7 protein-coding genes are annotated in these 12,081 nt (G+C 61.1%); 2 read left to right on the top strand and 5 right to left on the bottom strand.

Translation table 11 applies throughout. The features are described from left to right. Positions 1–2 precede the first annotated feature (2 nt). Positions 3–452, top strand: coding sequence for a hypothetical protein (locus CEC48_RS07055; RefSeq protein ID WP_088423076.1), 450 nt, complete (start codon positions 3–5; stop codon positions 450–452). A gap of 164 nt (positions 453–616) precedes the next feature. On the opposite strand, the gene CEC48_RS07050 is transcribed toward CEC48_RS07055, so the two are convergent. Beyond that, complete coding sequence (locus tag CEC48_RS07050) at positions 617–1,510, bottom strand: LysR family transcriptional regulator (protein WP_088423075.1); 894 nt, start codon at positions 1,508–1,510, stop codon at positions 617–619. Positions 1,511–1,691: 181 nt separating this feature from the next. Between CEC48_RS07050 and CEC48_RS07045 the strand changes: the two genes are divergently transcribed. Next, entirely contained in the window at positions 1,692–2,909 is a 1,218-nt protein-coding gene (locus CEC48_RS07045) for an MFS transporter (RefSeq protein WP_371917748.1), read from the top strand. Between the two features lie 53 nt (positions 2,910–2,962). Here CEC48_RS07045 and hemE read toward each other — a convergent pair whose 3' ends face one another. The 4 genes from hemE to CEC48_RS07020 all read right to left on the bottom strand — a co-directional run bounded on the left by hemE (position 2,963) and on the right by CEC48_RS07020 (position 12,073). Further along, on the bottom strand, positions 2,963–4,030 hold the full coding sequence (hemE, locus tag CEC48_RS07040; RefSeq protein ID WP_088423073.1) for a uroporphyrinogen decarboxylase: 1,068 nt from the start codon (positions 4,028–4,030) through the stop codon (positions 2,963–2,965). Between the two features lie 241 nt (positions 4,031–4,271). Then, positions 4,272–5,690, bottom strand: a complete 1,419-nt coding sequence (locus CEC48_RS07035; protein ID WP_088423072.1) for an FAD-dependent oxidoreductase — start codon at positions 5,688–5,690, stop codon at positions 4,272–4,274. Between the two features lie 32 nt (positions 5,691–5,722). Continuing rightward, the gene (gene gltB, locus CEC48_RS07030) at positions 5,723–10,168 is read right to left on the bottom strand and encodes a glutamate synthase large subunit (RefSeq protein WP_088423071.1); all 4,446 of its coding nucleotides are present in this window, start codon (positions 10,166–10,168) and stop codon (positions 5,723–5,725) included. 351 nt (positions 10,169–10,519) lie between these two features. Beyond that, positions 10,520–12,073, bottom strand: a complete 1,554-nt coding sequence (locus CEC48_RS07020; protein WP_088423070.1) for an SPOR domain-containing protein — start codon at positions 12,071–12,073, stop codon at positions 10,520–10,522. Positions 12,074–12,081: the final 8 nt, after the last annotated feature.

Here is a 12,081-nt window from a genome sequence, read left to right as displayed (position 1 = left end):
GAATGTCTTCCCTGCTACGCGCAACACTGGTTACTTTGGCCCTGCTCACCACCGCTGGCTGCACCAGCAAGCCGGTGCTCAACACCCAGCATGACTTGCCGGCGAACCCGCAGGTCAACGAAGAAAAAATGAAGCAGACCATCGTTGCTGCCTTGAACAAACGCGAATGGGTGGTACAGCGCCTGAGCCCGCAACTGGTGCAGGCCGAGATCAACGTGCGTAACCAGTACCACGCTGAAATCGACATCCGCTATACCGCCACCCGCTACGCCATCACCTACCGCGACAGCCGCGACCTGGGCTACAAGGACGGCAAGATTCATCGCAACTACAACCGTTGGGTGAGCATGCTGGACCGGGATATCTTGGCGGCGTTACGCACCAATGGTGTGAGTGATAACGGGTCGGCCGCGCAGTTGTTCCAGCAGACCGGGACTTCGAAGCAGAACTGAAATACCTGCGCGCCCCTGTGGCGAGGGAGCTTGCTTCCGTTGGGGCGCGAAGCGCCCCTAAAACATACGATGGGTGTTTGTCTGTTAAAACACAGTCACCTGATTGTGGGGCCGCTGCGCAGCCCAACGGGAGCAAGCTCCCTCGCCACAGGTCATTCGCTCGGTCATACCAATGCTTTGCGGGTCAGCAACTCAACAAACGCCTTGGCCATCGGCGTCTGCTGGCCCTTGCGCTGCACCAGCCAAACCGCCGTCACCGCCTCCTGATCCAGCAATGTGCGGTAAACCACGCCATCAATGCGTATCCGCTGATACGACGCTGGCAGCACCGAAACACCCAGCCCCGCCGCAACCAGACCGATGATCGTCATCGCCTCGCCAGCCTCCTGGGCAAAGTGCGGGCTGAACCCTGCATCACGCGCCAGGCTCATCAATTGGGCGTACAACCCGCTGCCGTAAGTCCGCGGGAAAAACACAAACGGCTCTTCAGCCAATTGCGCCAGATGCAAACCACGTTCACTGCCCTCCACCAATGGATGACCAGCGTTCAGCACCGCCACCAGGGGCTCGCGCATCAGTTCCACGACACTCAACGAATCAGGCAACGGCAACGGCCGCATCAACCCCACCTGTATCGACTCATCCACCAGTGACTCGGCCACTTGCGTACTGCTCATCTCCTGCAGATTCAAATGCACCGCCGGGAACGCCTGGCGAAAGGCGAAGATCGCCTGTGGGATGCTGGAGTTGAACGGCGCAGAAGAGGTGAAGCCAATCTTCAACTCACCCAGCTCCCCCAACTGCGCCCGTCGCGCCACGTCCGCCGCTTTATCCACCTGCGCCAGCACCAATCGCGCCTCTTGCAGGAACAATCTGCCCGCCTCGCTCAGCTCGACCCGACGATTGGTACGCTCAAACAACCTTGCACCAATCTCCTGCTCCAGCGCCTGAATCTGCTGGCTCAGCGGCGGCTGGGAGATGCCAAGCACCTGCGCGGCGCGGCCAAAATGCAGCTCTTCAGCCACGGCGATGAAGTAACGCAGGTGGCGCAATTCCATGAAAACCTCATTAGGTCGTAAAAGCTCTTAAACAGGTCGAACAATATATTGGAAAGAATCATTAGGGAGCTATATTCTTTTTTGCATTGCCAGCCCTGGCAGCCTTTCCTCCCCGAGGTCCCGCGTGAAATCTGCTGTCGCTCCGCTTGCTCAAGAAGTACCGCCCACCGCCCTCGATGAAGTGGTGGCACAGCTCAACGAGCAGTACATCGAAAAAGGCACCCCGATGTTCATGCGCACGGTGCTGGCGTTGTTTTCCGGCGGTTTCGCCACCTTCGCCCTGCTCTACTGCGTACAGCCGATGATGCCGGCGCTGTCCCACGAGTTTTCCATCAATGCCGCACAAAGCAGCCTGATTCTCTCGGTGGCCACCGGCATGCTCGCCATTGGCCTGCTGATCACCGGGCCGATTTCCGACACCCTTGGGCGCAAGCCGGTGATGGTTGCCGCGTTGTTCTGCGCCGCGCTGTGCACCATCGCCAGCGGCCTGATGCCAAGCTGGGAAGGCATCCTGCTGATGCGCGCACTGGTGGGCCTGTCCCTCAGCGGCCTGGCGGCGGTGGCCATGACCTACCTGAGCGAAGAAATCCACCCGCAACACATCGGCCTGGCCATGGGCCTGTACATCGGCGGCAACGCCATTGGCGGGATGAGCGGGCGCTTGATCATCGGCGTATTGATCGACTTCGTCAGTTGGCACACGGCGATGCTGATCATCGGCGCCCTGGCGCTGATCGCGGCCACGGTGTTCTGGAAAATCCTCCCCGAATCGCGCAACTTCCGCGCCAGCACCCTGCGCCCGCGCAGCCTGGTGGACGGCTTCACCATGCACTTCAAGGACGCCGGCCTGCCATGGTTGTTCCTTGAAGCCTTTGTGCTGATGGGCGCCTTTGTGACGATGTTCAACTACATCGGCTACCGCTTGCTGGCTGACCCGTACGATTTGAGCCAGGCGGTGGTCGGCCTGTTGTCGCTGGTGTACCTCTCGGGTATCTACAGCTCGGCGAAAATCGGCTCCCTGGCCGACCGCCTGGGCCGCCGTCGCGTGCTGTGGGGCACCATCGTGCTGATGCTCGGCGGCATCGCCCTGACCTTGTTCACCCCGTTGTGGCTGGTAGTGCCCGGCATGCTGATCTTCACCTTCGGCTTCTTCGGCGCGCATTCGGTGGCCAGCAGCTGGATTGGTCGCCGCGCGTTGAAAGCCAAGGGCCAGGCGTCGTCGCTGTACCTGTTCAGTTATTACGTCGGGTCAAGTATTGCGGGTACAGCGGGCGGTTTCTTCTGGCACTACGCCGGCTGGAACGGGATTGGCGGATTTATCGTCGCGCTGTTGATCGTCGCGTTGCTGGTGGCGTTGAAGCTGGCGAAGTTGCCGCCGTTGCAGGAAGCCAAGGCTTAACCACCGCTCACAAAAAAGCCCGGCATCTGCCGGGCTTTTTCATTGCCGCGCGATCACTCGTGATACTGCGCCGACAATTCATGCACCGCCCGCAGGAACGCGCCAGCGTGCTCCGGATCGACCTCTGGCGTAATGCCGTGGCCGAGGTTGAACACGTGACCGCTGCCTTTGCCGTAGCTGGCGAGGATGCGGCCGACTTCAGTGCGGATGGCTTCCGGCTTGGCATACAACACGGTCGGGTCCATGTTGCCTTGCAGCGCCACCTTGTTACCTACGCGGCGACGGGCCTCGCCAATGTCGCAGGTCCAGTCCAGGCCCAGCGCGTCGGCGCCGGCGTCGGCGATGCTTTCCAGCCACAGGCCGCCGCCCTTGGTGAACACGATGACCGGCACTTTGCGGCCTTCGTGTTCACGGATCAGGCCGCTGACGATTTTGCGCATGTAGGCCAGGGAGAACTCCTGGTACGCCGCTGCCGAGAGGTTACCGCCCCAGGTGTCGAAAATCTGCACCGCCTGGGCGCCGGCCATGATCTGGCCGTTGAGGTAGGAAGTGACCGACTGTGCCAGCTTGTCCAGCAGCAGGTGCATGGCTTGCGGGTTGTCGTAGAGCATAGCCTTGGTCTTGCGGAAGTCTTTCGACGAGCCGCCTTCGACCATGTAGGTGGCCAGGGTCCACGGGCTGCCGGAGAAGCCGATCAGCGGCACGCGGCCGTTCAGCTCGCGGCGGATGGTGCTGACGGCGTCCATGACGTAGCCCAGGTCCTTGTGGGGATCGGGGATCGGCAGGGCTTCGATGTCGGCCAGGGTGCTGACGACTTTCCTGAAACGCGGACCTTCGCCGGTTTCAAAATACAGGCCTTGGCCCATGGCGTCAGGGATGGTCAGGATATCGGAGAACAGGATGGCCGCATCCAGCTGTGGATAGCGGTCCAGCGGTTGCATCGTGACTTCGCAGGCGAACGCAGGGTTCATGCACAGGCTCATGAAGTCGCCGGCGTGGGCGCGACTGGCGCGGTATTCCGGCAGGTAGCGACCGGCCTGGCGCATCATCCACACAGGGGTGACGTCCACGGGTTGCTTGAGCAGGGCACGAAGGAAACGGTCGTTCTTGAGGGCAGTCATGTCGGCATCCGCAAAAAAAGTGCGGGCATTTTCTCAGAGCGCGACGCAAAAGGCACGGCAAGAGCCGTGCCTTTTGTCTATCGGGTCAATTTGTCGCGGACATGAAGGCGCCGCAAAACAAATGTGGGAGCGGGCTTGCTCGCGAAAGCGGTGGGTCAGTCGATACATCTGGTGACTGGTGAACCGCATTCGGGAGCAAGCCCCCTCCCACATTTTGATCCCATTTCAGCTCGGGGTTGGGTCAGACCTGCAGGTAATCCAGGATCCCTTCAGCGGCATTGCGCCCTTCGAAGATCGCGGTTACCACCAGGTCAGACCCGCGAACCATGTCGCCACCGGCGAAGATTTTCGGGTTGCTGGTCTGGTGTTTGTATTGGCCTTGTTCCGGGGCCACCACGCGGCCCTGGCTGTCGGTCTGGATCTGGAACTGCTCGAACCACGGCGCCGGGCTTGGGCGAAAGCCGAAGGCGATGACCACGGCGTCAGCCGGGATGATCTCTTCGGAACCCGGGATCGGCTCGGGGCTGCGACGGCCACGGGCGTCCGGTTCGCCGAGACGGGTCTCGACCACTTTCACGCCTTCAACACGGTCCTCGCCCACAATGGCGATCGGCTGGCGGTTGTAGAGGAATTTCACGCCTTCTTCCTTGGCGTTCTTCACCTCTTTGCGCGAGCCCGGCATGTTGGCTTCGTCACGACGGTAGGCACAGGTCACCGACTTGGCGCCCTGGCGAATCGACGTACGGTTGCAGTCCATCGCGGTGTCACCACCGCCCAGCACCACGACCTTCTTGCCTTTCATGTCGACGAAATCTTCCGGCGACTTTTCAAAGCCCAGGTTGCGGTTGACGTTGGCGATCAGGAAGTCCAAAGCGTCATAAACGCCTGGCAGGTCCTCACCGGCAAAGCCGCCCTTCATGTAGGTGTAGGTACCCATGCCCATGAACACGGCATCGTATTCTTCGAGCAGTTGTTCCATGGTCACGTCTTTGCCGATTTCGGTATTGAGGCGGAACTCGATACCCATGCCGGTGAAGACTTCGCGACGATGGCTCAGTACGGTTTTTTCCAGCTTGAACTCGGGGATGCCGAAGGTCAGCAGGCCACCGATTTCCGGGTTCTTGTCGAACACCACCGGGGTCACGCCCCCACGTACCAGCACGTCGGCACAGCCCAGGCCCGCCGGGCCCGCGCCGATGATCGCGACGCGCTTGCCGGTCGGCTTGACCTTGGACATGTCCGGACGCCAGCCCATGGCGAACGCGGTGTCGGTGATGTACTTCTCAACCGAACCGATGGTCACCGCGCCGAAGCCGTCGTTGAGGGTGCACGCACCCTCGCACAGACGATCCTGCGGGCACACCCGGCCACACACTTCCGGCAAGGTGTTGGTCTGGTGCGACAGCTCGGCGGCGGCGAGGATGTTGCCCTCGGCCACCAATTTGAGCCAGTTCGGAATGAAGTTGTGCACCGGGCACTTCCATTCGCAATACGGGTTACCACAACCCAGGCAGCGGTGGGCCTGGTCGGCCGAGTGCTGGGGTTTGAAGGGTTCGTAGATTTCCACGAACTCTTTCTTGCGTTGACGCAACAGTTTCTTCTTCGGATCTTTGCGCCCGACATCGATGAACTGGAAGTCGTTATTCAGACGTTCAGCCATGTTAAAACCTCATCAAACTCTTCAGGCGCATATCACTGCGGGTTGGCACGGATGCTGGAAAGCAACGATTTCAGGTTGGCAGCCTTGGGCTTGACCAGCCAGAAACGACGCAGGTAGTCATCGAGGTTTTCAGCGAGGTTACGACCCCATTCGCTGTTGGTTTCCTCGACATATTCGTCCAGCACATGCTGCAAGTGGTTGCGATAGGATTCCATCGCTTCGCCGCTGATCCGCTGGATCTCCACCAACTCGTGGTTCACCTTGTCGACGAAGGTGTTGTCCTGGTCGAGCACGTAGGCGAAACCGCCGGTCATGCCCGAACCGAAGTTGTAGCCGGTCTTGCCCAGCACCGCGACAAAACCACCGGTCATGTACTCGCAGCAGTGATCGCCCGTGCCTTCAACCACGGTGTGAGCACCGGAGTTACGCACCGCGAAACGCTCACCGGCCGTACCGGCTGCAAACAGCTTGCCGCCGGTTGCGCCGTACAGGCAGGTGTTGCCGATGATGGCACTGTCTTGAGTCTTGTAGACGCTGCCCACCGGCGGGACGATCACCAGCTTGCCGCCGGTCATGCCCTTGCCCACGTAGTCGTTGGCGTCGCCTTCGAGGTACATGTTCAGGCCACCGGCGTTCCACACGCCGAAGCTCTGGCCAGCGGTGCCCTTGAAGCGGAAGGTGATCGGCGCCTTGGCCATGCCCTGGTTGCCGTGCTTGCGTGCGATTTCGCCGGAGATGCGTGCGCCGATGGAACGGTCGCAGTTGCAGATATCCAGGGCGAATTCGCCGCCACTTGCGTCGTTGATCGAGGAGATAGCCATCTCGACCATTTTCTCAGCCAGCAGGCCTTTGTCGAACGGCGGGTTGCGCTCAACCTGGCAGAACTGTGGTTTGTCCGCCGGGATGTGATCGCTGCCCAACAGCGGCGTCAGGTCCAGGTGCTGTTGCTTGGCGGTCTGGCCTTCGAGGATGTCCAGCAGGTCGGTACGACCGATCAGCTCTTCCAGCGAACGCACACCCAGCTTGGCCAGCCACTCACGGGTTTCTTCGGCGACGTAGGTGAAGAAATTCACCACCATGTCGACGGTCCCGATGTAGTGGTCCTTGCGCAGCTTCTCGTTCTGAGTGGCCACGCCGGTGGCGCAGTTGTTCAGGTGGCAGATGCGCAGGTATTTGCAGCCCAGGGCAATCATTGGCGCGGTGCCGAAGCCGAAGCTTTCGGCGCCGAGGATCGCGGCCTTGATCACGTCGAGGCCGGTTTTCAGGCCACCGTCGGTTTGCACCCGGACTTTGCCGCGCAGGTCGTTGCCGCGCAGGGTCTGGTGAGTTTCAGCCAGGCCCAGTTCCCACGGTGCACCGGCGTACTTGATGGAGGTCAGCGGCGAAGCGCCGGTGCCGCCGTCGTAGCCGGAGATGGTGATCAGGTCGGCATAGGCCTTGGCCACACCGGCGGCGATGGTGCCCACGCCGGCTTCTGCTACCAGTTTCACCGAGACCAGGGCCTGCGGGTTGACTTGTTTCAAGTCGAAAATCAGCTGCGACAAGTCCTCGATCGAGTAGATGTCGTGGTGCGGTGGCGGCGAAATCAGGGTCACGCCCGGCACTGCGTAACGCAGCTTGGCGATCAGCCCGTTGACCTTGCCGCCTGGCAGTTGCCCGCCTTCACCCGGCTTGGCGCCCTGGGCCACCTTGATCTGCAGCACTTCGGCGTTGACCAGGTATTCCGGGGTCACACCAAAACGGCCAGTGGCGACCTGCTTGATTTTCGAGCTCTTGATGGTGCCGTAGCGCGCCGGGTCTTCACCGCCTTCGCCGGAGTTGGAACGCGCACCCAGGCGGTTCATGGCTTCGGCCAGGGCTTCGTGCGCCTCGGGCGACAAGGCGCCCAGGGAAATACCGGCGGAGTCGAAACGCTTGAGGATCGATTCCAGTGGTTCGATCTCGCTGATGGCCAGCGGCGTGTCCAGGGTTTTCACCTTGAACAGGTCACGGATCATCGACACCGGGCGGTTATCCACCAGCGCGGTGTATTCCTTGAACTTGGCGTAGTCGCCCTGCTGCACAGCAGCTTGCAGGGTGCTGACCACGTCCGGGTTGTAGGCGTGGTATTCGCCGCCGTGGACGAACTTCAGCAGGCCGCCTTGCTGGATCGGCTTGCGCGCGCTCCAGGCTTCGGCTGCCAGGGCTTTCTGCTCGGCTTCGATGTCGACGAAACGTGCGCCCTTGATGCGGCTCGGCACGCCACGAAAGCTCATCTCGCAGACTTCTTCCGACAGGCCGATGGCTTCGAACAACTGAGCGCCGCGGTAGGACGTGACGGTGGAGATGCCCATCTTCGACAGGATCTTCAGCAGGCCCTTGGTGATGCCTTTGCGGTAGTTCTTGAACACCTCGTAGAGGTCGCCCAAGACTTCACCGGTACGGATCAGGTCGCCGAGTACTTCGTAAGCCAGGAACGGATAGACGGCTGAAGCGCCGAAGCCGATCAACACCGCAAAGTGATGCGGGTCGCGGGCAGTGGCGGTTTCAACCAGGATGTTGGAGTCGCAACGCAGGCCCTTTTCGGTCAGGCGGTGGTGCACCGCGCCGGTGGCCAGGGAAGCGTGGATCGGCAACTTGCCCGGGGCGATATGGCGGTCGGTCAGGACGATCTGGGTACGGCCGGCACGCACGGCCTCTTCAGCCTGATCGGCGACATTACGCACCGCGGCTTCAAGGCCGAGGCTCTCGTCGTAGTTCAGGTCGATGATCTGCCGGTCGAAGCCCGGGCGGTCCAGGGTCATCAACGAACGCCACTTGGCTGGGGAAATGACCGGCGAGCTGAGGATCACGCGGGAAGCATGCTCAGGCGATTCCTGGAAGATGTTGCGCTCGGCACCGAGGCACACTTCCAGGGACATCACGATGGCTTCGCGCAGCGGGTCGATCGGCGGGTTGGTCACCTGGGCGAACTGCTGGCGGAAATAGTCATACGGCGTGCGCACGCGCTGCGACAGCACGGCCATTGGTGTGTCATCGCCCATGGAGCCGACGGCTTCGTAGCCCTGCTCGCCCAGTGGGCGCAGCACTTGGTCACGTTCTTCGAAAGTGACCTGGTACATTTTCATGTACTGCTTGAGCTGGTCAACGTCGTAGAAAGCCGAGCCGTGGTCGTTGTCTTCCATGGTCGCCTGGATGCGCAGGGCATTCTTGCGCAGCCATTGCTTGTACGGATGACGGGACTTCAAGCGGTTGTCGATCGCATCGGTGTCGAGGATCTGACCGGTTTCGGTGTCCACGGCCAGGATCTGGCCCGGGCCAACACGGCCCTTGGCAATCACGTCTTCCGGCTTGTAGTTCCACACGCCGATTTCCGACGCCAGCGTGATGAAGCCGTTGGTGGTGGTCACCCAACGTGCCGGGCGCAGGCCGTTACGGTCGAGCAGGCACACCGCGTAACGACCATCGGTCATTACCACGCCGGCCGGGCCGTCCCACGGTTCCATGTGCATCGAGTTGTACTCATAGAACGCCCGCAGGTCGGGGTCCATGGTCTCAACGTTCTGCCACGCAGGTGGAATGATCATGCGCACGCCACGGAACAGGTCGATGCCGCCGGTGACCATCAGTTCGAGCATGTTGTCCATGCTGGAGGAGTCGGAGCCCACGCGGTTGACCAGCGGGCCGAGCTCTTCCAGGTCCATCAGATCGTTGGCGAACTTGGTGCGACGGGCCACGGCCCAGTTGCGGTTGCCGGTGATGGTGTTGATCTCGCCGTTGTGGGCGAGGAAGCGGAATGGCTGGGCCAGCGGCCATTTCGGCAGGGTGTTGGTGGAGAAGCGCTGGTGGAAAACGCAGATTGCGGTTTGCAGGCGCTCATCGCTCAGGTCTGGATAGAAGGCGGTCAAGTCCGCCGGCATCATCAGGCCTTTATAAATGATGGTCTTATGGGAAAAGCTGCAGATGTAGTGGTCGGTGTCGGCAGCGTTGGCCACGGACGAGCGACGACGCGAGGTGAACAGCTTGATCGCCATGTCCTGGTCGCTCAGGCCACTGCCTGCGATGAACACTTGTTCGATCTGCGGCAGGCGCTCCAGGGCCAGGCGGCCGAGCACGCTGGTGTCGATCGGCACTTTGCGCCAGCCGACGAGTTGCAGGCCGGCGGCCAGGATCTCGCGGTTCATGTTCTCGCGAGCGGCTTCGGCTTTTACCGGGTCCTGGTTGAAAAACACCATGCCCACGGCGTACTGCTTGGGCAAATCGGCGCCGAAATGCTCCTTGGCGACTGCGCGCAGGAACTGGTCGGGCTTTTGAATCAGCAAGCCGCAACCGTCACCGGTCTTGCCGTCGGCGTTGATCCCACCTCGGTGGGTCATGCAGGTCAGGGCCTCGATGGCCGTTTGCAAAAGGGTATGACTGGGCTCGCCCTGCATATGGGCTATCAGGCCGAAACCGCAGTTATCCTTGAATTCATCGGGTTGGTACAGACCTGCTTTCATAGACACTTTCTCACCAGGCTGCCTCTTATTCCGAGGCAAATTTCTTTTCAATTCAACCGGTTACCTTCCACGCCGAACGTACGCCGGCTTAGCGGGGGCAAAAGGGAGGTCATTGTACACACCGACACAGACGCTCACAAATTTAGCGACGAAATGTCGCAAATCTATGTCGCATTTATGAAAGGTTTAAAGCGATATGCTGTGCTAGTCAAAACTTTTTTAATTCTGACCGCTACGACTCAAAAGCTAGTGTGACGCAGACACCACAAAGCGCGCGGCCTTCAGGGCTGCACGCTGTGTTGTTTTTTTTTGAGGTGCCGAGAGGGCGGCCTGGGTAAGGCCGCCGGATCTTCAGCGAGTTGTTGCCAGTTCTTGTTGAACGCTGGCGACAGTGCGAGGCCAAGGTTTACCAGCCTGAACCTTCGCTGGCAAGGCCTTGATAGCGGATTCCGCTGCTGTACGGCTGGAGAAGTTGCCGTAAGTGATCACGTAAAGCGGCTTGCCGTTGAGTACTTTCTTGAAATAACGGTACTCGCCGCCCTGCTCTTTCACGAACGCCTGGGCGTTGGCTTCGGAGCTGGTGCCGAGGATCTGCACCACGAAGTTACCGGTAGGCTGGCTGGTGTACCAGCTGCTGCCGGTAGCGCCGGCCTTGGCCACGGTCACAGGTTTTTCAGCAGGCTTGGCCGCTGGAGCCGGTTTGGCCACAGGCGCCGGGGCTGCTGGCTTGGCAACAGGCGCAGGCTTGGCGGTGGCGACCTGGGCCGGTGCAGGCGCAGGCTTCGCAGCTGGCTGACCCGCTGGCACGCCAGCCGGTGGCGCAGTGGTGGTGACGGTCGGTGGCGTGGCGCTGGAGCCTTCAACCGGCACGCCGTCGTCGCCTTCGTTGATACCGCCCGCGGCTTCAGCCAAAGGGCCACGCATCACAGGCTGGCCAACCATCGGCAGGTTGGTCGGTTGGCCGGAGTTGGCAAATTCAACGTTTGGCGTTGGCTTGCCCAGTGGCAACTGCGCCTGTTCGGTTGGCGCGCCAGCGGTGGTCGGGGCCTTGCTGCGACCTGGAATCAACCAGGCGGCGGCAACAGCGACCACGACAACGGCAGAAATTGCCAATACGTGCTTCTTCGGCATAGTAAACCCCATCTTTGGACGCTTAACCGCTGAGCGGCTGGCAATCATGGCTTCGATCATTGCATCCCGGGCAACCTGGTTGATGGTGCCAGGCCAGCCGTCGGAGCTTTCGTGAATATCAGAGATCTGCGAAGCGGAGAAAAGTTCGATGCCCTGCCCTGCGCCTTCCAGCCGTTGTGCCAGGTATTCGCGGGTTTCTTCTTCTTCGTACGGCTGCAGTTCGATGACGTGGAACAGCTCCTGCTCGCCGCTGATCTGCTCAAGCTCGGCAATCAGCGAAGACTCGCCAAACAGGAACACATGCGGGCGACCTTCAGGCGTACCGGCCGCCAGGGCCAGCAAGGCTTCCAGGGCGGATTCGTCGAGCTGCTCGGCGTCGTCTACCAGCAAGTAGACTTCCTGGCCGGTCAGGCCCAGCTGCACTACTTGCTTGAGGATTGCGTTCGGCTCGGCAGTGGACACGTCCAGGGCCTGGGCCACTTGGCGCAACACACCCGCCGCATCACCGGCACCACGGGCGGAAACCACCACGCTCTGTACCGATTGCTTGTTGGTGCTGGCGACCAGCGCCTGGCGCAGCAAGGTCTTGCCGCTGCCCAAAGGGCCGGTAACCACCAGTAACAGCTGGCTGTAGCGCGCCAGGTGGTGCAATTGCCCGAGCACCGGCTTGCGTTGCGCAGGGAAAAATTTGAAACCAGGCACCCGTGGAGCAAAAGGGTCGTGGCTTAACTGGTAATGGCCGAGGAACGCCTCGTCGGCATGCAAACTAGTCATCGGGATCT

Origin of the sequence: Pseudomonas sp. K2I15 (genome assembly GCF_002204795.1) — a bacterium.
Classification (GTDB): domain Bacteria; phylum Pseudomonadota; class Gammaproteobacteria; order Pseudomonadales; family Pseudomonadaceae; genus Aquipseudomonas.
This window is presented reverse-complemented; position numbering and strand designations above follow the sequence as displayed.